The sequence below is a fragment of the Natrinema thermotolerans genome, assembly GCF_031165565.1.
Taxonomy (GTDB): Archaea; Halobacteriota; Halobacteria; order Halobacteriales; family Natrialbaceae; genus Natrinema; species Natrinema thermotolerans.
Window position 1 is genome coordinate 2,694,715 of sequence record NZ_CP101873.1, and the last position, 19,791, is coordinate 2,714,505.

General features: G+C 67.8%; 17 protein-coding genes. 8 read left to right on the forward strand and 9 right to left on the reverse strand.

Annotation, left to right across the window (positions count from 1 at the left end; genetic code table 11):
- Positions 1-152: 152 nt before the first annotated feature.
- From NP511_RS13895 to NP511_RS13920, 6 genes are all read left to right on the forward strand, one after another.
- Positions 153-905 (forward strand): SOS response-associated peptidase, encoded by a 753-nt coding sequence (locus NP511_RS13895; protein ID WP_049965979.1) that lies wholly within the window; start codon positions 153-155, stop codon positions 903-905.
- Between the two features lie 74 nt (positions 906-979).
- Entirely contained in the window at positions 980-1,498 is a 519-nt protein-coding gene (locus NP511_RS13900; protein WP_049965980.1) for a gluconate 2-dehydrogenase subunit 3 family protein, read from the forward strand.
- The gene (locus NP511_RS13905; protein ID WP_049965981.1) at positions 1,495-3,135 is read left to right on the forward strand and encodes a GMC family oxidoreductase; all 1,641 of its coding nucleotides are present in this window, start codon (positions 1,495-1,497) and stop codon (positions 3,133-3,135) included. The genes NP511_RS13900 and NP511_RS13905 overlap by 4 nt, the downstream gene beginning before the upstream one ends.
- 83 nt (positions 3,136-3,218) lie before the next feature.
- The gene (locus NP511_RS13910) at positions 3,219-3,389 is read left to right on the forward strand and encodes a hypothetical protein (RefSeq protein ID WP_162834896.1); all 171 of its coding nucleotides are present in this window, start codon (positions 3,219-3,221) and stop codon (positions 3,387-3,389) included.
- The gene (gene corA, locus NP511_RS13915) at positions 3,386-4,372 is read left to right on the forward strand and encodes a magnesium/cobalt transporter CorA (RefSeq protein ID WP_233274346.1); all 987 of its coding nucleotides are present in this window, start codon (positions 3,386-3,388) and stop codon (positions 4,370-4,372) included. Before NP511_RS13910 ends, corA begins: the two co-directional genes overlap by 4 nt.
- Before the next feature lie 89 nt (positions 4,373-4,461).
- A complete protein-coding gene (locus NP511_RS13920) occupies positions 4,462-5,208 on the forward strand; it encodes a dolichyl-phosphate hexose transferase (RefSeq protein ID WP_049965983.1) in 747 nt (248 codons plus the stop codon).
- Between the two features lie 88 nt (positions 5,209-5,296).
- Here the strand turns inward: NP511_RS13920 and NP511_RS13925 are convergent, their stop codons facing one another.
- The 7 genes from NP511_RS13925 to prf1 all read right to left on the reverse strand — a co-directional run bounded on the left by NP511_RS13925 (position 5,297) and on the right by prf1 (position 14,935).
- Complete coding sequence (locus tag NP511_RS13925) at positions 5,297-7,333, reverse strand: ArnT family glycosyltransferase (RefSeq protein WP_049965984.1); 2,037 nt, start codon at positions 7,331-7,333, stop codon at positions 5,297-5,299.
- Between the two features lie 43 nt (positions 7,334-7,376).
- Complete coding sequence (locus NP511_RS13930) at positions 7,377-8,993, reverse strand: ABC transporter permease (protein WP_006651156.1); 1,617 nt, start codon at positions 8,991-8,993, stop codon at positions 7,377-7,379.
- 4 nt (positions 8,994-8,997) lie between these two features.
- Positions 8,998-10,158: an extracellular solute-binding protein gene (locus NP511_RS13935; protein WP_006651157.1), complete on the reverse strand. Its 1,161-nt coding sequence runs from the start codon at positions 10,156-10,158 to the stop codon at positions 8,998-9,000.
- A 39-nt stretch (positions 10,159-10,197) separates the two neighbouring features.
- The gene (locus NP511_RS13940) at positions 10,198-11,379 is read right to left on the reverse strand and encodes an alpha-1 4-glucan-protein synthase (protein ID WP_049965985.1); all 1,182 of its coding nucleotides are present in this window, start codon (positions 11,377-11,379) and stop codon (positions 10,198-10,200) included.
- A gap of 7 nt (positions 11,380-11,386) precedes the next feature.
- Complete coding sequence (locus NP511_RS13945) at positions 11,387-12,538, reverse strand: lysylphosphatidylglycerol synthase transmembrane domain-containing protein (RefSeq protein ID WP_049965986.1); 1,152 nt, start codon at positions 12,536-12,538, stop codon at positions 11,387-11,389.
- Positions 12,539-12,648: 110 nt separating this feature from the next.
- Complete coding sequence (locus NP511_RS13950; protein WP_049965987.1) at positions 12,649-13,578, reverse strand: NAD-dependent epimerase/dehydratase family protein; 930 nt, start codon at positions 13,576-13,578, stop codon at positions 12,649-12,651.
- A gap of 97 nt (positions 13,579-13,675) precedes the next feature.
- Complete coding sequence (prf1, locus tag NP511_RS13955) at positions 13,676-14,935, reverse strand: peptide chain release factor aRF-1 (protein ID WP_049965988.1); 1,260 nt, start codon at positions 14,933-14,935, stop codon at positions 13,676-13,678.
- Positions 14,936-15,119: 184 nt separating this feature from the next.
- Between prf1 and minD the strand changes: the two genes are divergently transcribed.
- Together minD and NP511_RS13965 are read left to right on the forward strand one after the other, a co-directional pair.
- Positions 15,120-16,010 (forward strand): cell division ATPase MinD, encoded by an 891-nt coding sequence (gene minD, locus NP511_RS13960; protein ID WP_049965989.1) that lies wholly within the window; start codon positions 15,120-15,122, stop codon positions 16,008-16,010.
- 300 nt (positions 16,011-16,310) lie between these two features.
- Entirely contained in the window at positions 16,311-16,826 is a 516-nt protein-coding gene (locus tag NP511_RS13965) for a DUF8159 domain-containing protein (RefSeq protein WP_049965990.1), read from the forward strand.
- A gap of 81 nt (positions 16,827-16,907) precedes the next feature.
- On the opposite strand, the gene argS is transcribed toward NP511_RS13965, so the two are convergent.
- Both argS and NP511_RS13975 read right to left on the reverse strand, forming a co-directional pair.
- Positions 16,908-18,695, reverse strand: coding sequence for an arginine--tRNA ligase (gene argS / locus NP511_RS13970; RefSeq protein WP_049965991.1), 1,788 nt, complete (start codon positions 18,693-18,695; stop codon positions 16,908-16,910).
- A gap of 541 nt (positions 18,696-19,236) precedes the next feature.
- Complete coding sequence (locus NP511_RS13975) at positions 19,237-19,773, reverse strand: NUDIX hydrolase (protein WP_049965992.1); 537 nt, start codon at positions 19,771-19,773, stop codon at positions 19,237-19,239.
- Positions 19,774-19,791: the final 18 nt, after the last annotated feature.

Below are 19,791 nucleotides of genomic sequence, written 5' to 3' on the forward strand. Positions count from 1 at the left end.
TCCGTACCCGGCGGTTCGGCCGGAGTAACGGCTTCCTACCGCCCCAAATCCGTTCGGCCGGTCGCTCGAGGGAGCCACTGACACCCCGTCGCCGCGGCGGCCGGCGAGCCACGACCGGACAACCCTTTGGGCCGTCGGGCCGAGGATCGGGTATGTGCGGTCGCTACACGCTCACCGTCGACGGGGACGACCTCGAGGCGCGGTTCGACGCCCGGCTTTCCGACTCCGGGTTCGAACCCCGGTACAACATGGCACCTGGCCAGAAGCTGCCGGTGATCACGAACGAGGAGCCCGAGGTCTTTCGACGCCTCGAGTGGGGGCTGGTCCCGTCGTGGGCCGACGACGACAGTGACGGGCTGATCAACGCGCGGGCCGAGTCCGTCGACGAGAAGCCGAGTTTTCACGAGGCCTACGAGCGACGGCGGTGTCTCGTCCCCGCGGACGGGTTCTACGAGTGGGTCGAGACCGAAGACGGTGAGGGAATCGGCGATTCGCGATCCTCGTCGGATCGGGGATCCGACGGCGGGAAACGCCCCTATCGGGTCGCCTTCGAGGACGAGCGGGTGTTCGCGATGGCGGGGCTGTGGGAGCGCTGGGAGCCGGACGCGACCCAGACCGGACTCGACAGTTTCGGCGGCGGCCTCGAGGGCGGAACCGAGACCGGCCCCCTCGAGACGTTTACCATCGTCACGACCGAGCCCAACGACCTCGTCGCGGACCTTCATCACCGGATGGCAGTGATCCTCGACCCCGACGACGAGCAGCGGTGGCTGTCGGGCGAAGCGGGTCGGGAACTGCTCGAGCCCCGGTCGGCCGACGGGATGACGGCGTATCCTGTTTCGACGGCGGTCAACGACCCGGCGACGGACGAGCCGTCGCTGGTCGACCCGGTCGAGACGGTGTGACGGCGGCCGTCCCACGGCCGCGCGACCGTCCCGTTCCAACGAATATATGGTTTAGGCTTGCCTAATCCTCCCGCATGGAACTGACGAGGCGGGACGCGGTCGCCGCGTTGTCTGCGCTCGGCGTCGGGGGGACGCTGGCGGGCTGTGTCACCCCGCCCGGTTCGGAACCGGTCGACGTCGATCGCCTCCGCGAGACGCTGGTCGCGGCCGCCGAGGTCGTCTACCCGAGCAGGGTATCCGGGATCGACCCGTTCGTCGCGGCCTTCCTCGAGGGGCGACTCGCGGACCGGGCCCACGTCGAAGGGCTCGAGGCGGCGGTCGCGGAACTGGACGAGAATGCGCGGGTGTGGTTCGACGATGGGTTCACGGCACTGTCGGTCGCCGACCGCGACCAGGTCTTGCGGAACGTGGGTGCCGACGAGGCCGACGAGGACCCGTCGGGGACGGCGAGCGAACGGGTCCGGTACTACGTCGTCAACGACCTCCTGCTGGCGCTGTATGCCTCGCCGACCGGCGGCGAGCTGGTCGGCCTCGAGAATCCGCAGGGCCACGCGGGCGGGACCGGGAGCTACCAGCGGGGGCCGAACGCGTGAGCTGGGACCGGCCGCCGGCCGGCTCGGCGGTACCGACCACTGACGACGCCGACCGAACCCCCGTCAGGGACGCCGACGTCTGTGTCATCGGCGCGGGGCCGGCCGGCGGAATCGTCGCTGACCGCCTCGCCGAGGCCGGCCGCGAGGTCGTGATCCTCGAGGCCGGGCCGCGGTTCGATCCCGACGATCGGCTCGCCCGGCAGGAACGCGCGATCCGTCCCGCCTACGACCGCCCGGACGTCTGGGACGGCGATCCGGAGCGGGATGCCTACGAGTCCACCGGCGAGCGGTTCTACCCGCTGAACCACGCCCGCGCCCGCGGCGTCGGCGGCTCGACGCTGCACTGGCAGGGGATGGTGATGCGGCTCCACGAGGACGACTTCGCTTCCGAAAGCGCCCGCGGCGTCGGCACCGACTGGCCGATCGACTACGAAGACCTGCGGCCCTACTACGCCGCGGCCGAGCGGGAACTGGGCGTGGCGGGGGCCGACGACAATCCCTTCGCGCCGCCCCGCGAGGAGCCCCATCCGATGCCGGCCTTCCCGCCCTCCTACAGCGATTCGCTGTTCGCCGAGGCCTGCGACGACCTCGAGATCGCGATGCACTCGGTGCCCAACGCACGCAACTCGGAGGGCTACGACGACCGCAGCGCCTGCGTCGGCTACGGCACCTGCCAGCCGGTCTGTCCGTCCGGCGCGAAGTACGACGCGACCGTCCACGTCGAGCGTGCCGAGCAACGGGGCGCGACGGTGATCGACCGCGCGCCGGTTCAGCGACTCGAACACGGGCCCGACGCGATCGAGGCGGCCGTCTACGCGACGCCGGACGGCGAGCGCCACCGCCAGTCAGCCGACGCCTTCGTGATCGCCTGCGGCGGCGTCGAGACACCGCGCCTGCTCTTGCTCTCCGAATCCAGTCACTATCCGGACGGGCTGGCCAACTCGAGCGGGCTCGTCGGCCGGTACTTCATGGACCACCTCTTCGCGGGCACCGGCGGCGTCCTCGACGAACCCACCCGGCAGAACCACGTCGGCTTCCTCACCAGCGAGTCCCACCAGTTCTACGACGAGGCCGACGCCGAACAGGCTCCCTTCAAGCTCGAGTTCTTCAATTACGACGGCCCCTCGCCGGCCGGGATGGCCCTTTCGAGCGACGGCGCGGACTGGGGCGACGACTTGCTCGCGGAACTCCGCTCGGCGTATGGCACCCACATCGGCATGGGCGGCCTCGTCGAACAGCTCCCTCGCGAGGACAGCTACGTCGGGCTCGATCCCTCGACGACCGACGATCACGGTAATCCGGTGCCCGACGTCCACTGGACCGTCGGCGATCGCGCGCTCGAGACGATCGAGCGCGTCAACGAGATTCAGGAACGGATCCTCGCGGAACTCGGTGCGGAGATCACCTGGCAGGCCGGGCCCGAGGGGACGGGGCCGGCCTACCATCACATGGGGACGACCCGGATGGGGTCGGAGCCGGCCGAGAGCGTCGTCGGCCCCGACCTGCGAACCCACGATCTCGAGAACTGCTGGATCGCCTCGAGCAGCGTCTTCCCGACCGGCGGGGCGATGAACCCGACGCTGACGATCGCGGCGCTGGCGCTGAAGGCAGCCGACCACGTCCTCGAGGCCGCGTAACGGCGGCGAACGCCATCCGGCTCGGCGTTCCCGAACGCGGTCCACACCACAGCTTCTTTTGAGCGGCAGCCGATGGGGGAGCTATGAATCGGGTACGGCTCGCGGGAGTCGGGGTGGCCGCCGTCGGCGTCGTCGGGTACGTCGTCGGGATTTCCGTCGCGTATGCCGGTCGAGCGTTCTCCCTGACCGCGATCATGGTCGGGTTCACGCTCGTCGCGATCGCACGGTCGTCGGCGACCGGGGGCGAGACATGATCCTTCGCGCCATGGTCTACGCCGACGACGGCATAGAGCGATACGACGATCCGGCGGCCGCAGTCGCCGCACCGGGGGAGACGTGGGTTCACGCCGCCGGGATCGAACCGGACGAACTGCAGACGCTCGAGGATCGGCTCGGAATCCATCCGCTGGCCGTCGACGACGTTATCGACGACCAGACGCGGCCGAAGACCGCCGAGTACGAAACGCACACGTTCGTTCTCCTCAAGACCGTCAGCCTCAGTCAGCGCGACGAGGTCGCGCTGCAAAAGGAGATCCGGACCCACACTGTCGGCTTTTTCATCGGCGAGGGGTGGCTCGTGACGATGTCGACGACCGACATCGACGTCGTCGACCAGTCGGCCACGCAGTGGGCGAAGAACGAACGCCGGGTCGCGAACCGCGGCACGGACTTCCTCGCCTATCGGCTCATGGACGCCATCGTCGACGACTACTTCGACGTTCTCGACGAGATCGAGGACGACATCGAAGCGGTCGAGGAGCGCGTTCTCGACGAGCCGGAGCCACGGATACTGGAGGACCTGAACGACGTCCGCCGGGACTTGCTGGCCTTCCGGAAGGTCGCCTGGCCGGCCAGGGAGGCGATCTCGTCGCTCTCCCGCGGCGACATTCCGGAGGTCGCCGACGAGAACGAGAAGTACTTCCGCGACGTCTACGACCACCTCGTGCAGGTCGTCGATCTCATCGAGACCTACCGCGACCTCACCGGTGGCTCCCGCGATATCTATCTCAACGCCGTCTCACAGTCGACCAACGACGTGATGAAGACGCTAACGGTCGTCGCGACCATCTTCATCCCCCTGACGTTCGTCGCCGGGATCTACGGGATGAACTTCGCGGAGACGCCGCTTGCCATGCCCGAACTCTACTGGACGTACGGCTATCCGGCGGTCATGCTCGGGATGGGGGCGGTTGCCGGACTGATGCTCGTCTACTTCCGTCGGCAGGACTGGATCTGACCGATCCCGCCCCGACGAACGGGGACCGGTGTCCCGACTGTTTTAGGCAAACCTAAACGCATAAATACGGCGCGCAGAGAGTACCGGCAATGAGTGATGGGGTCCAGCCCGCGACGACCGACGGTTCGGACGAGGAGTACACCTTCGAAGACGTCAGCGTCGTCATGGGGACGTACAACGAGGAGGAAGCGATCGGCAAAGTACTGACCGACATCGACGAGGTCACCGACGGGACGGCCGAGGTCGTCTGCGTCGACGGCTCGTCGGATCGAACCCCCGAAATCGCCCGCGACCACGGCGCGACGGTCATCGAACAGGAGCCACAGGGGTACGGCGTCGCCGTGCGCGCGGCCGTCTTAGAGCCCGACCGGCCGATCGTCGTCACGACCGACTGCGACGACACCTATCCGATGGAGCAACTTCCGGAGTTTCTCGCGTTGATCAACGACGGCTACGACGTCGTCAGCGGCGACCGGCTCTATCACGGCGCGGACGCGATGCCGGCGCTCAACCGCCTCGGCAACCACGCCTTCGCCGCGGTCGCGAGCCTCCTCATGGGCACCCGCGTCCACGACACCACGACCGGCATGCGGGCCTACCGGCGCGACGTCGTCGAGGACATCGAGTGGACGGAAAACACCGGCCTCTCGGCGGAACTGCTGATCCGGCCCCTGATGCGCGGCTACGACGTCCGCGAACACCCGATCGAGTACCGCGAGCGCGCCGGCCAGACCAAGCTCGACCCGTTCAAAGGCGGGGCCGAGATCGCCCGCTCGATCGTCAAAGTATCACTCGAGGAACGGCTTCGAGAACTCCCACACCGGCCGACCCAGTAGTCGACGTACCTGCTCGTTCTATAGTAGCCGCTGAAACGATTTACGCACTGATCGCAACGCTGTCGTGCGATCAGGTGTGCAATGACTTTCAGCGGCTACTATAGTCGGACCCGTTCCGATCCAGCGCCGTGAGTTCGGTCTGGACGAAGATGCCGTCGGGCGCGTTCTCGGGGAGATACGCCGCTTCGCCGCCACAGTCGCGGATCCCGCTACACCGCTCGACCCTGGGTGTCAGCGCCCGTGTCGTTCCGTTTTCGGCCGCCTCCACCGGCAGCTCGAGCCGGTAACTGAAGCTGTTGCCGGGCCCCCGATCGACGAACACGGTCAGCATCACGTCGTCGCGTTCGTCGACGGCGACCGAGTTGTTGGCCCCCCATGCCGCGCCGCGCAGCCGCGCCTCGCCGTCGGTAACGACCACTCGGGTCGCCAACGGACTCGAGACATCGTCGGCGACGTAGGTGGCGCTCTCCTCGTCGGTCGTGATCGTCGCGCTAACGCCGCCGGCCGTTTCCGGGACGCCGACGGTCGCGTTCAGCGAGACCGTCTCACCGGCGACCCGGTCGACCCGCTGGAGCCGGGCTCCCTGTGGCGACCTGGCCTGTGGAGCCCAGGCCCCCCGATACGCGAGGCGGTACAGCGAGCGGTCGGGGTAGGCGTCGGCCACGTCGAACGGCCGCTCGTCGAGGGCGTAGACGCGCTCCCCGTCGAACCCGGGGTCGTTGCGAAGCGCCTGGAACGGATGCCCGAGCCAGTCGCCGTACGGCGTCGGCAGGTAGACGACCGCCGGCTCCTCGATCGTCCCGTCCTCGAGCGGGTCGTAGACCCGATCGTAGGTCTCGGTGATGGCCTCGTTTCGCTCGAGTTTCCCCTCGAGGGTCGTCGCGGTGACGCCGCCGACCGCGAGCCCGCTGACGAGCAACACCGCGACGACGACCGCGCGTGCGCGCTCCGGCGACAGCGATCGATCGGCGCGACGGCGAACGCCGTCGAACAGCGCCAGCGCGCCGACGGCCGCGAAGGCCGCGACCGGGAGCAGGAGATCGAAGTGGTAGTAGGGGCCGTGCGTGGCGATCAGTCCAGTTCCGGCCCGGTCGATGTCGCCGAGGACGTTGAAGTTCCCCCAGAAGTAGACGTTGCCGACGGCAATCGTCAGTAACTGTCCAGCGAGGATCGCCGCGCGTGGCGAGAGGCGTCGGCGGACGGTCAGCCCGAGTCCGACCGCGGCCAGCCCCGCGCCCAGCAGTCCGCCGACGACCCATTCGGTGAAAAACGACCGCAGTACCAGCGCGTTCGACCGCAGCGCCAGCCCGACGGTGTACTCGATCTCGTGTTCGAGGATGCGCCGACGGCCGAACCCGAGCCCGTCGAGCGGGGCGAACGCCTCGTAGGGGAACACAAGCGCCGATCCGGTCACGACGGCGTTGTAGCCGAGCGCGAGGGAAACGCCGGCCAGCCCGAACGCCGCCGTCGCAGCCTGTCGGGGAACGGCCCCGCGGAAATCCCGCCGGAGCGTCCAGCAGGCGTGGGCGATAACCGGCGCGGCGAACAGGACTGCCGTGTACGGCCGTGCGAAAAAGGCCAGCCCGATCGCCACGCCGGCCACGCCCGCGACCCGCAGGTCCCCCGTCCGGTCGGCCCGGAGGTAGGCGTATGCAAAGGCCAGATTGAGCATCGCCGTCGGCGCGTAGGGCAAGAACACCGCCGTTTGGATCAGGAACAGCGGCGAACACAACACGGCGACGGCGGCCACGAGGCCCGTCCGCCGGTCGAAGACCTCGCGCACGACCAGCGCCATGAGCGCGGGGACGGCTACGCCGATCCCAGCCAGCGCGAGCCGGTAGCCGCCCACAATCTTCCCGAGCGCGAAGATCGCTGCGGGCACCGGCGAGTACTTCGGATAGAGCCGGTCGCCGTCCGCAACGAAGAACCAGGGGCGGAAGGCCTCCTCGACCGGCGGCCGGACGAACAGTTGCCCCTCGAGCAACATCGCCGCTTGCTGGAGGTAGACGCCCTCGTCGTGGTTGAGCGAGTGGTGGGGGAAAGTCCGCGTCGCGAGCAACCAGATCGCGATCGCACCGACGAGGGCGATAGCGGCGACCGCGGCCCGCCATCGTCGCCGTCTCATCGCCCACCTCGTGTTCGTCGTCCCGGTCCTGTTCTCACGGTCGTCACCGTCCTTCCTGTGCGAGCATCACGGCCATCGACAGCCCCGAGATGGCCACGAGGACGAGCGCCGGCACTGCCGCCTGTCCGTAGAGACCGGCCTCCTCGACCCGCCAGATGTAGGTCACGAGCGTCTCGAATCCGAGCGGGCGCAACATGAGCGTCGCCGGGAGTTCCTTCATCGTCGTGAGAAAGACCAGCGCGGCTCCGGCGGCCACGCCCGGCAGGATCAACGGGAGCGTCACCGACCGGAAGGCGTTCAGCCGCGATCGACCCAGCGTCCGGGCCGCCTCGACCAACTTCTGGTCGACCTGCAGCGTCGAGGTCCGGATCGAGCCGATCGCCTGGGGCATGAACCGGACGACGTAGGCAAAGATCAGCAGCGGAACGGTCTTGTAGATCGACGGTAGCACGTCGAGGCTGAAGCTGAGCAACGCGATCGCCAGCACGATCCCGGGCGTGGCGTATCCGATGTAGGGGGCCCGATCGGCCAGCGCCGCCACCCGCGAATCGGACGTCGCCGATCCGATCGCGATCGGCAGCGCCACCAGCACCGAGACGAGGGCGGCCAGCAGTGCGACGTAGGCCGAGTTGAACCCGTACTCCCAGTCGAATGTCAGTCGACCGAGCTGATAGCCGGGTCCGCCCGTGTTCAGCCACATGGTGAAGATGGCAATCGGGAGCCCGATAGCGAGCAGGGCGATCGCAACCGGCAACAGCAGGGCCGGATACCGCCACGCTCCGAGTTCGAGGTCGGCGGTACCGCGGTCGCCACCGCTCTCGTAGGCCCCGGAGTCGTCGGCACCGATGCGGGACTCGATCGCGAGGATGATCACGGTCACCGTCAGCAACTGCAGGGACAACAACGCGGCGTAGTCGCGGGCGAAGGCGTTGTATCTGGCGTAGATGAACTGCGTGAACACCTCGACGCGCATGATGTTCGGCGTGCCGAAGTCCGCGAGGGCATACAGGGCGACGAGCAACGCGCCGGCGGCGATCCCCGGCAGGATCTGCGGGAGGGTGATCCGGCGAAACGCCTCCCAGCGGCCCGAGTTGAGCGTCCGAGCGGCCTCCACGAGCGAACCGTCCATCGAGAGCAGGGACGCTCGCGTGGTCAAGAACACGTAGGGGTAGGTATACAGCGTCAACACGAACGCGGCACCCGCGAACCCGTATACCGAGGGGAGCGCGTCGATACCGAGGGGCTCGAGGAAGCCGACGAGTTCACCCTGTGGACCGAACGCCGAGACGAACGCGAACGCGCCGAGATAGCTCGGGACGGCCAGCGGCAACGCGATGAGGACGGTCCAGAACCGGGGGAACGGAATCTCGCCTTGGACCGTCAACACCGCGAGCGGGACGCCGATGAGGACGCTCGCACCCGTTACGATCGCGACGAGAGCGACGCTTCGGATCAGTACGTCGATCGTTTGGGAATCGACGGCGAGTTCGAACGCTCGAGTCCCGAGCCCGGCGGCGTCGACGACCAGCCAGAGCAAGGGGAGAACGAGAACGGCCGCGATGGCCGCGGCGAGCAGGGTGAGCCCGACGCCGGTGGCGCCGCTCCCGTCGTCGTCACCGGCTCGCTCGACCGTCTTCGCGACTCGATCCCGAACGCTCATTCCGTTATCCGGAGACGCCGGCTTCGTCCATCAGCTCGAGCGTCGGCTCGATGTCGGCCAGTTCCGCGAGGTCGATGTCCGGCGGGCTCAGCTCGTCGATGGTCGGCAGCCCGCCGACTGGTTCGACGCCCGAGATCATCGGATAGGCGAAACTGATCGTCGCGAAGTACTCCTGGGCCTCGGCCGAGAGCAGGTGGCGGACGAAGTTGTCGACCAGTTCGCCCTTCTGGGTGCCCTGTACCTTCAGCGCGCCCGCGACGTTGATCAACGCGCCGGCGTCGCCCTCGGTAAAGGCCAGATCGATCGGGGCGTCCGGCCGATTGTTCTTGACCCGCATCGCATAGTAGTGATTGGCGAACCCGGCCGACAGCGAGCCGTTGGCGACCGCCTCGGAGACGGCGTACTCGTTGCCGCGTCGTTCCGTTCCGGCCTCGCTCATGCTCTGTAGCCAGTTGCGGGTCTCGTCGTCGCCACGGAGCAGGCGCATGGCCGTCACGAAGGCCTTGAACGCGCCGTAGGTCGGTGCCCAGCCCATCGTCCCCTGCAGCGCGTCGGCGTCGGGGAACTCCTGCACCGTGGTCGGGATGTCCGACTCGCTCAATTCGTTCGTGTTGTACGGCACGGCACGGGCGCGTCCGGCGACGCCGGCCCACGCGTTGTCGTCGCCGACGAACTGGCTGTTCCCGACCGCCTCGACCGCCTCGTCCGACAGCGGCTCGTAGGCGTCGTTTTCCGCGACGAACCCGAGGGAGCTGGCGTCGATCGACCAGAAGACGTCGGCCTGGGCCGCGCCGGCGTCGGCCTCCTCGACGATCGTCTGTGCCAGCGACGACGAACTGTTGTCGGTCGAGTGGACCTCGAAGTCCGGGTAGATGTCCTCGAGCATCTCCACGAACTCGTAGTAGATGCCGCCTTCACCGCCGCCGATGTAGAGCGCGAGGTCCCCAGAGAGGTTCGGGAGGTCCTCGATCGACGTGCCGCCCGGTGCCGGTCGGCCGTCGACCAGCGATCCGGACCCCCGAAACTCCGAGAGCGGCGGAATATCCGCGCTCTGTCCGTCGTCGAAAAACCCGAGACAGCCCGCGAGCGATGCGGCCCCGAACGCGGAGCCGACCTGTAATGCCCGCCGACGTGAAACTGCACGATTGCCCTGCTCGTCGTTCATACTCGATTTAGGTTAACCTAAAAACTTATAGTTGACGATTCAGTCGTCCGCGACGACCCGCGCGCCATCGGCCTCGAGGCCGGCCGCCGGGCGCAGCGTCGCCAGACAGTCGAGCCAGTCGCGCATGTACTCGCCGACGTGGTTGAAGAAGGCTCCGTTGTTGTAGTCGTCCCAGTCGCCCTCGGCGAGTTCGTCGGCCATGGCCTCGAAGACCGCAGCGTAGGAATCGGCGTCGCTGCCGGCCTCGTCGATTACCTGCCACAGGTGTTCGTTCAGTTCCAGCCCCGGCACCTCGTTGTTCAGGTCGTCGAAGGTGCTGCGGGGGGCCTTGTTGTGTTCACACAGCGGCGCGCCGTTGTAGATCCGCTTGCCCAGCACGTCGCAGGCGCGCTTGAGGAACACGCCCGACCAGATGTCGTCGAATCGGCCCACGTCCCACTCGTTTTCGTCCATCGGCAGCTGGTAGAACGCGGGGATCACCTCCCGGCGGAACGCGAGGTTCATCGAGCAGACCGTGAGGTAGTTGTCCCGTGCGGCGACGAAGTCCTCGCCGAAGTCATCGCTCGAGGTGCGGGTCTGGGCCTGGCCCTCGAGGTCGCCGTCCATCAGGATGCGGACGGCGTCGAGGTCGGGGACGTTGGTCCACAGTCCCTGCGAGGCGACGACCTCGCCGCCGTCGATCTCGGTCGTTCCAGTCTCGACGGTCTCACCCATCGCCGAGTATGGGTACCCCCGCGGGTAGAGACCGTGTTCCTCGGCGTTCTGATAGAGGACGTTGACCCACTGCTCGTCCGAGGCAACGGACTCGATCTCGCCCTCGAACGCGAGGTTCTCCATGTGGGTGCCGAAGAAGTCCTCGTCCTCGTGGGGCAGCGTGTCGTCGTCGATGAAGAAGCCGTAGTCGAACTCGTCGTGGGCCCACATGTACAGCAGGCCGAAGCTCGTCTCGGCGTGGCTGGCCGCCGGCACGACGTGGCCGTACTCGGCGACATCGTGGGCCTCGTACCACTCCTCGCGACGGCTGCCGTCGAAGACCTCGCCCGAAACGCCCTCCTCCTCGAGCATGGCTTCCATTTCGTCGGTCTCACAGAAGTCCTCGGTCACGAGGACGACGTGGAGTCGCTCGAGGTCGAAGCCGTGGTCGCGGGCGTTCGCGAAGTACGAACGCATGCACTCGTACTCCCGTATCGTCGGGACGATGACACAGATGTCCTGATTCATTGCTCGACTATCTTTTAGGCGAGCCTAAAATACTGTCGGTCTCCCGCGTCGGTTCCGCGGCCGTCGCGTCCGAGACGGAGAGCCCCAGCGCGGCGACCGCGCCGGCCCCGCCGACCAGTGTCACACCGTTTTTCAGCGCGTGGTCGACGATCGCCGCCGCCAGCGCGGTCCCCGCCCCGACGGGCGTCAGGGCGACTACGAGCGCCGTAAACGCGGCCTCGTAGAGCCCGACGCCACCCTGGGACAGCGGGAGGACCTTCGCTAAGTTCCCGACGCTGACCGCCAGCGTCCCGACCGCCAGCAGCGGTCCGAGCGCGAGCCCGCTGCCCAGCGCCGCGAGTACCAGGACCGCCGTCAGCACGTCGAACGCCCAGATCAGCAGACTTCCCGCGCCGATCCGCGCGACCGCCCTCGGCTGGCGGGCGACGACCTGAACGTCCCCCGCGAACCCGAGCGCGGCCTCGAGCGCCCGCTCGAGACGCGGTCGGCCCACCGCTCGAGTCCGCAGTCGTGCGCCCAGTCCGTGGTCCGTCCGCGAGGCGGTGACGACGACGAATCCGACGCCGACGGTCGCCGTACTCACGGCCGCCGCGGCCGCCAGCGCGGTCCGTGCGCCCCCGGCCTCGGCGGCGATCTCGAGCGGGCCGGCCGCGCCGGTGGCCGCGAGCCACGCCGTCGCCAGCCCCGCGAGCGCGGCGATCGTCGCGAGGTCGAACACGCGTTCGACGGCCAGCGACGCGAAGCCGGCGGTGTAAGGCACGTCCCGACGGGTCTCCATCACGTACGCGCGGACTGCGTCGCCGGCCCGCGCCGGGATCGCCAGGTTCGCCGTCTGGCTGACGAAGACGGCGGCCGTACAGAACGCCGTCCCGGTCCGCCGTTCCATCGCGGCCAGTACGTCGCCGTACCGTCGCCCCCGAAGGGGCCACGAGACGGCGTAGACGGCGACCGCGGCGGCGAGGAGGCGCGGGTCGGCCGCTGAAATCTCCGCGAGGACCGTCCCGACATCGACGTCCCGGAGGGCGACGAACAGGCCGGCGAGGACGAACAGCGTCCCGCCGATCGTCAGGCGACGGCGGGTCAGCGCCGCGGCGAGCCCGCCGCTCGCGGCGTCGCCGTCGGACGCGTCCGCCCCCGTTCGCTCGCCCCCGTCGTTCATACGCGACGCTTCGGGCCCAGATATTTAAGCCCACCTAAAACCGGGCTGGACCGGCGGAACGGTCACGCTCGAGCGGCTTTCTGCCGTGGAAACCTATCCACGGTCGTCGCTCAGCGCAGTTCCTCGATGATCTCGCGGGTCGCTTGCCGCACCGCCTCGTCGCTCGAGCGGTCGGGCTCCCAGCCCAGCGCCGAGAGCTTCTCGATGGAGAGGCGCATCTTCGGGACGTCACCGGTCCAGCCGCGGTCGCCGCCGGTGTATTCGAACGCGGGCTCGAGGGCCAGTTCGTCGGCGACGATGGCGGCGATCCGGTCGACCGAGGTCGTCGTCCGCGTGCCGAGATTGTAGGTGTTCATCGCGTCGTCCGAATTCTCGACCACGTGCAGCATGGCATCGAGGCAGTCCTCGACGTATAGATAGGACTTCTCCTGACGGCCGTCGCCCAGGATCGTCAGCGTCTCGGGATCGTCCCGCAACTTCTCGATGAAATCGGGAATCACCGCCCCGCGCAGCCGCGGGCCGACGACGTTCGCAAAGCGGAAGTTCCAGACGGTGAGGTCGTGGCTGTGGGCCCGCGCCGAAAGCAACCCCTCGTCGGCCAGCTTGCTCGCCCCGTAGGCGCTGATCGGCTCGAGCGGCGCGTAGTCCTCGGGCGTCGGCCGCGGGACCTCTCCGTAGACCGTCGAGGAGGAGGTGTAGGCGATCTCCGTGACTCCCGCGTCGGCCATCGCCTCGAGGAGGTTTCGGGTCATTTGCGTGTTGTCGTCGAACTGGCCGTGGGGACGGTCCGTGTCGACGTGTTTCGACGCCGCGAGGTGGAAGACGAGGTCGATTCCCTCGAGCCGACCCTCGAGCGCGTCGGGCTCGGTGAGGTCGGCCTCGAGGAACTCGGCGGCGTCGGGGACGCGGTCGCGGTCGCCGTTGGACAAGTCGTCGACGACCGTGACGGACGCGCCGTCGGCGAGCAGGCGTTCAGTGAGATGGGAGCCGATGAAGCCGGCCCCGCCCGTGACGAGTACGTTCCGGTCCGAAAGTGACATTGACGGCGATTCAGCGACCGAGCGGTAAGGAGTTGCGGTTCGATTGCGGTGGGGATCCGCACGAACGGGAGGGCGTTCGAACTGCGAAACCAACGCCTTAGACGCCGGTCGAGTACCGCAGCAGGCCGGCGAAACCACCGAAGGCGTTCAGCAGTTGTTCGCCCTTCTCGAAGTCCGTCGAGATGAACTTGGTCTCGGTGCCCCGTTGTTCGGCGATCTCGATGAGGTGATCGATGGCGTCCTCGCGGTCGTCCTCGTCCCCTTCGACCTCGGTGCCACAGTCGGTACAGGTGTGAGTCGGCGTCGACTTGCGCCGGTCGATGACCTCGCGTTCGGTCGCGCCACACTCGGGACAGTCGTAGGTGATCACGTCCTTCCGGAGGTCCTCGCTGATGAGCAGGCGGTCGACCGCGCCCATCATCAGGTTCCGGCGGGTCTGCTCGAAGCCGTAAGTGGCCTGATCGCCCGCGTTGAGTTCCTCGAAGAACTCCTCCATCACCTTCTTGTCCTTCATCACCTCGGCGTCGGCCAAGGCGTCCTCGGCGTTGTCGACCAGGTCCTTCAGGCCGGACTCGTCGGTGTAGGCGACGTCGAATTTGCCAAGCACCTCGTCCTGTAGCTCGTGGTGGAGGTAGTCCCCGTCCAAGAACTCGTCTTTGGTCGGCGAGGGACCGCCCACGAGGATGCCGTCGATCTCGTGGCGCTTGGGGACGAACAGGTCGTTTGCCATCCCCGCGACCTCCTGATAGAAGTTGTCGATGGCCTCGAGGCGCAGGCGGGCGAATCGCTGGGCGGACTGGCCACCCTTTCGCTGCTTGCCGGGAACAAGCGAGGATGCTGACTTGACCGGCTCGATGCGTTTACCCTTCAGCCAGCCGACGTTGGCCTCGCGGCGGTCGAGGACGATCAGGCCGTACAGGCCCTTGTCGGCGAGCATCTCCTCGAGGGGCTCGGTCAGGAAGTCCGAGTCACAGTGATAGCGGAAGGATTCGATGGGCTGGGGCGGACTCTCGAGGACTTTGGTGACCATGTCGGTCCGGCCGCCGCCCGAATCGACGGCACCGGAAAAGAGAACGATGCCGTTGTCCGGCGGGTAGGTGTCGTAGTATCGCAGCCGGTCTTTGATGCTCGTCAGCGCGTCCTGGACCGCCGTTCGGGTCTGCTTCGACTTGATGTTGGCCGCTTCGCTGTGTTCCTGCGTGACGTGCTGGACGACGTCACTGATCTGTCTGTCGTCGGGGATGTAGATCGTCACGAGCTGCGTTCCGGAGCCGTCGTAGTCCTTGAGGTCCTCGATGACCTTCCGGAACTCGTACTTCTTCCGGTCGGATTGCTCCTGCTCGCCCTCCTGGCTCATTACACGTATAAAACCGGGCTGTCGGTAAGAATCCTTTGACACACCGATCGACCGGGCGACCGCCCGGTCCGACGACGTTCGATCGAACCGCGTTCGACCACCGGTCGGCCGACCCTCCCACCGGGCGGGCGGTGAGGTGACGATTTAAGGGGGTGCCGTTCCACTGTCCGGACAGTACCCACGTATGTCTCACGAGACTGTCTATGCCATCGCGAGCGGAAAAGGCGGTGTCGGGAAGACGACGACGACGGTCAACCTCGGCACGGCCCTCGCGGACGCCGGGGCACGCGTCGCCATCGTCGACGCCGACCTCGGGATGGCGAACCTCGCCGGGTTCGTCAGCCTTTCTCCCGACTCGACGACCCTTCACGACGTGTTAGCCGGCGACGCATCGATCGAGGACGCGACCTACCGACTGGCCGACGACATCGTCGCGGTGCCGAGCGGCACGAGCCTCGACGAGTACGCCGAGACCTCCCCCGAAGGGCTGCGCGAGGCCGTCGAGGACCTCCGATCGCGCTTCGACTACGTCCTGCTCGACGTCGGGGCCGGCATCAGTCACGAAACCGTCCTGCCGCTCGGACTGGCCGACGCCGTCGTCCTCGTCTCGACGCCCGAACCCGCCGCCGTCCACGACACGAAAAAGACCGTCGAGCTGACCGACCGCTCCGGCGGCGAGGTCGCGGGCCTCGTCCTGACCCGAACCCGACCCGACGGCGACGTCTCCCACGAGGAACTCGCCGACCGCCTCGAGGTCCCTCTCTTGGGAACGATCCCCGAGGACCCGGCGGCCCGGGACAGCGTCTACGCCGGGACGCCGCTGGTCGTCTACGAACCCGACGGGCCGGCGGCCGTCGCCTACCGGCGGCTCGCGGCCGACCTGACCGGCGTCGAGGTCCCCGTCCCGACCGACGATGAACCCGGGACGGCCGACGCGGCCGCCACCGACGACGCGACGGCCGCGGCGTCCGAGCCCGACGCGGACGCCGACGCCGCGACCGACGAGGCCGACGGGCGGGAAGCCGCACACGACGACGTCTCGAGCGCGATCACCGAAGCCGAGTCCGATCCCTGATCGGCGGTCCGCACGCACGGGTAACCGGTGCCTTCCGCCGGCGACCGGCCGTCGGTATCGGGCCGCGGTTCGGAACGGGCCGATTACCGCCGTTCGTTCTCCTCACGGGGTCCGGGCAGTCAGACGCCACGCTCGGTCGATCTCGAGCCGATATGGCCGACGTTTCGATGACGTTTCGATCTGTTTGTCGGTCCCTTCCCGCGCGGTTTCGACCGTCGGTTCGATCCGGACCAGTCGCCGCTCGTGACTGACCGAGTAACGAACTTATTACTAATCACGACTGTTCCCGATGGGTCGTCCATGGAGCGACGAAAGATCCTCCTCGGCAGTGGCGCTGCGCTCGCAACGGTCCTCGCCGGTTGTTCCAGCGACGAAACCGGCGACGACGAGTCGAACGATGACGACGACGAGTCGCCGTCCGACGGCGGGAACGGCGACAACGGCGAGCCCGACGACGAGAACGAGTCCGACGTCCCCGGGATGGACACGGACGCGATGAAACTCGACAGCGAGAAGGTGTCGATCAAGGACGTCAACAAGGACGGCGACGAGGTCGACGTCGTCGCGACGACGACCACCACCGACCCCGAGGTGCTGCGTTCGGAACTCCGGTCCATCGGAGAGACGCTCGCGGCGTCGATCACCGACCCCGAGGCGTTCGCGGCCGAAGTCAACAGCGTCACCTGGGTCCTCGAGCAGGACGGCGCGATGGTGATGTCGTTCTACGTCGACGTCCAGTGGGCGATCGAGTACATCAACGACGAGATCGACGAGGACGAACTCGCCGATCTCGTGTTCGAGACCACCGACGAGTAAGCGCGCTCGTCCGTGCGGACGGCATCGTTCTTTCGGCCACGCCTCGACCAGCCGCGGGACCGTCCCGCGGGTCCCGGCCGCTTACATCGACCGCGGCGCGGCCACACCCAGGATCGACAGGGCGTTCGCGACCGTGTGTTTCGAGGCGGCGACCAGCGCGAGTCGGGCCTCGCGAACGTCGGGATCGACGTCGTCGGCCAGCACCGGACACTCCCGATAGAAGCCGTTGAACCGATCGGCGAACTCGCGGGTGTAGGTCGCGATCTGGTGGGGCTCGAGGTCGTCGCCGGCCTCGTCGACGACCGCCGGGAACCGCGCGATCGTCTCCAGCAGGTCGCGCTCGGCGTCGGTCGCGAGCAGGTCGGCCTCGAGTGCCTCGAGTTCGACGTCCTGGTCCGCGAGGTCGGCCTCGGGGTCGAGGCCGGCCTCTTCGAGGATCCCACAACAACGGGCGTGGACGTACTGGACGTACGGCGCGGATTGTGCCTCGAAGTCGAGCGCGCGGTCCCACTCGAAGGTGATCGCCTTCGTCGGCTGTTTCGAGACGATGTCGTAGCGGACGGCGCCGATCCCGACCTGATGGGCGATGCGCTCGATGTCGTCGTCGTCGAGTTCGTCGTCGCGGATGCGGTCGTCCAGCCGGTCTTCGACCTCGTCGCGGGCCCGGTCGATCGCCTCGTCCAGCAGGTCGTCCAGATCGACGCCGGTCCCGCGACGGGTACTCATCTTCCCCTCGGGGAGGTTGACGTAGGAGTACAGCACCTGCCGGAGGCCGTCGGTATCGTTGCCAAGCAACTCGAGCGTCGTCCGGAGCTGTCGGGCCTGGAGCTTGTGGTCCTCGCCCAGCACCGTCACGGCCCGATCGTACTCGGCGAACTTCCACTCGTGGTGGGCCAGGTCCCGCGTGGCATAGAGGGAGGTGCCGTCCGAGCGCAGGAAAACCAGGTTCTTGTCGATGCCGTGGTCCTCGAGTTCGAGCTGCCAGGCCTCCTCCTCGTAGACCGCCTCGTCGAGCTCTTTGAGTCGCGAGACGAGGTCGTCGGTGTCGCCGTTGCGCATGAACCGGGTCTCCTTGACGAACTCGTCGAACTCGGCCGGCAGGCGTTCCAGACACTCGGTCATCCCGCCAAGCACCTGATCGACGACCTCGCTGACGCGCTCGTAGGCCTCGTCGTCGCCCGCCTCGAGGCCCTGCATGATCGACTCGATTTCGGCCTCGGCCGCTTCGACCTCTTCCTCGGGGGCGTTCTCCAGGAAGGCATTGCCCTTCCGGTAGTAGCGCACGAGGTCGTACTCTTTCCGGTCGCGCTCGGGCTCGCTCTCTAAGTCCGCCTCGTCGAAGGTCTCGTAGGCCCAGGTGAAGACGGCCATCTGCCGGCCGGCGTCGTTGACGTAGTAGTGGCGGTCGACGTCGTAGCCCGCGTACTCGAGCAGGTTGGCGACCGCGTCGCCGATGATCGGGTTCCGCGCGCGGCCGACGTGGACCGGCCCCGTCGGGTTCGCGCTCGTGTGTTCGACGACGACGCTCGCGTCGCGGTCGGGCAGGTGGCCGTAGCCCTCGTCGGTCGCCTCGGCCAGCGTCTCCGCGAAGTAGGCGTCGCTGGGCAGGAAGTTGAGATAGGGGCCCTGCGTCCGGACCGCGGCGACGTAGGTCAGCTCGTCGGCGTCGATCTCGTCGGCGACCTGGCCGGCGACCTGCGGCGGCGGCGCGCCCGCTTCGCTAGCGAGTCGGAAGGCGACGCTCGAGGCCAGCACGCTCGCGACGTCGTCCGGCGGTTCTTCGATCCCGAGATCGTCCGTCGGGAAGTCGAGCGCTGAGAGCGCCCCCTCGAGGGCGTCCTCGACTTCCGTGCGTAGGGCAAGGAACATACCCGCCCGTATTCAGGGCCGGAGTAAAGGGATGTCGGGTTTCGACTCGCGGGCGGAGCCGGGACGACTCGAGTACGATGACCCGGATAGCGTCCGCTAGATTCACCCGTGGAAAGGGGACAGCGTATCACTCCATGCGGCAGCCGATATACGGTGGCGCGCGCTGGCGGCCGCCTGAGTGCTACCGAAGGCGGTCGGTGACATCGTGCGAGGGATGAGTGAGCGACTGTGAGGAGCGAACGAATCGGCTGGGGAGGGCGTGGTTCTCATCGTTGCCACGATAGCAGGGCGCACCTCTCTGGTAACTCACAGCAGGAACGGAACAGTGTTTTCTGATAGATTCGGAAGCAAAGCGTCCTGCTATCGTGGCAACAGGGAATCGCCACGCCCTCCCCAGCCGATTCACTCACGCCTGTCGGCGTTCGCTCATCCCTCGCACGGCGTTATCGACTGCTCTCGGTATCCCTCGAGCAGTCGCCAGCGCGCGCCACCGCAACCGGATGCGGAGGCCGTGTACTCGATACGCCACTGCACTCGTCCGTCACTCGAGGCCGCGAGCGGCCTCCCGGAACCGCTCCTCGTGGACCGGTCGAAACGTCTCGTCGGAGGCGTCGAACGCGGCGGGGGTCCAGAACCGGGCGTCCGTCGCGTCGCTGCCCGCGACCGGCTCGCCCTCGGCGTCGGCGCGGTCGGCCACGTAGTGGACCGTCACGACGTGTTTGCCCGTTCGGGGCGGCATCGCCGACGCGGCCAGGATCTCGAGGTCGTCCGGATCGACGGCGACGCCGGTCTCCTCCTCGAGTTCGCGGGCGGCCGCTTCGGGCGGTTCCTCACCCACTTCCATGTGACCGCCGGGGATCGTCCACTCGCCAACCCCCGGCGGGACGCCGCGCTCGACACAGAGGACGGCCGGGTCCGGACCGGAGCGGTCGACGACGGCGACGCCGGCACAGGGCACGGGGTTGTGCCAGACGATGGCCTCGCAGGCCGGACAGCGCTTTCGCTCGCGGTCGTCGGCACTCGTCCGCTCGAGGCGGGCACCACAGTCGGGACAGAACGTCGGGGGTCGGCTGACCATTCGTCGACGTCTCAGTAT

Bases quoted from the DNA above. Each gene is read 5' to 3' on its own strand.
- corA (WP_233274346.1), top strand. From the start codon at position 3,386: ATGATCCTTCGCGCCATGGTCTACGCCGACGACGGCATAGAGCGATAC.
- NP511_RS13910 (WP_162834896.1), top strand. From the start codon at position 3,219: ATGAATCGGGTACGGCTCGCGGGAGTCGGGGTGGCCGCCGTCGGCGTC.
- NP511_RS13930 (WP_006651156.1), bottom strand. From the start codon at position 8,993: ATGAGCGTTCGGGATCGAGTCGCGAAGACGGTCGAGCGAGCCGGTGAC.
- NP511_RS13945 (WP_049965986.1), bottom strand. From the start codon at position 12,538: ATGAACGACGGGGGCGAGCGAACGGGGGCGGACGCGTCCGACGGCGAC.
- NP511_RS13920 (WP_049965983.1), top strand. From the start codon at position 4,462: ATGAGTGATGGGGTCCAGCCCGCGACGACCGACGGTTCGGACGAGGAG.
- NP511_RS13935 (WP_006651157.1), bottom strand. From the start codon at position 10,158: ATGAACGACGAGCAGGGCAATCGTGCAGTTTCACGTCGGCGGGCATTA.
- argS (WP_049965991.1), bottom strand. From the start codon at position 18,695: ATGTTCCTTGCCCTACGCACGGAAGTCGAGGACGCCCTCGAGGGGGCG.
- minD (WP_049965989.1), top strand. From the start codon at position 15,120: ATGTCTCACGAGACTGTCTATGCCATCGCGAGCGGAAAAGGCGGTGTC.
- NP511_RS13925 (WP_049965984.1), bottom strand. From the start codon at position 7,333: ATGAGACGGCGACGATGGCGGGCCGCGGTCGCCGCTATCGCCCTCGTC.
- prf1 (WP_049965988.1), bottom strand. From the start codon at position 14,935: ATGAGCCAGGAGGGCGAGCAGGAGCAATCCGACCGGAAGAAGTACGAG.
- NP511_RS13975 (WP_049965992.1), bottom strand. From the start codon at position 19,773: ATGGTCAGCCGACCCCCGACGTTCTGTCCCGACTGTGGTGCCCGCCTC.
- NP511_RS13900 (WP_049965980.1), top strand. From the start codon at position 980: ATGGAACTGACGAGGCGGGACGCGGTCGCCGCGTTGTCTGCGCTCGGC.
- NP511_RS13965 (WP_049965990.1), top strand. From the start codon at position 16,311: ATGGAGCGACGAAAGATCCTCCTCGGCAGTGGCGCTGCGCTCGCAACG.
- NP511_RS13895 (WP_049965979.1), top strand. From the start codon at position 153: ATGTGCGGTCGCTACACGCTCACCGTCGACGGGGACGACCTCGAGGCG.
- NP511_RS13950 (WP_049965987.1), bottom strand. From the start codon at position 13,578: ATGTCACTTTCGGACCGGAACGTACTCGTCACGGGCGGGGCCGGCTTC.
- NP511_RS13940 (WP_049965985.1), bottom strand. From the start codon at position 11,379: ATGAATCAGGACATCTGTGTCATCGTCCCGACGATACGGGAGTACGAG.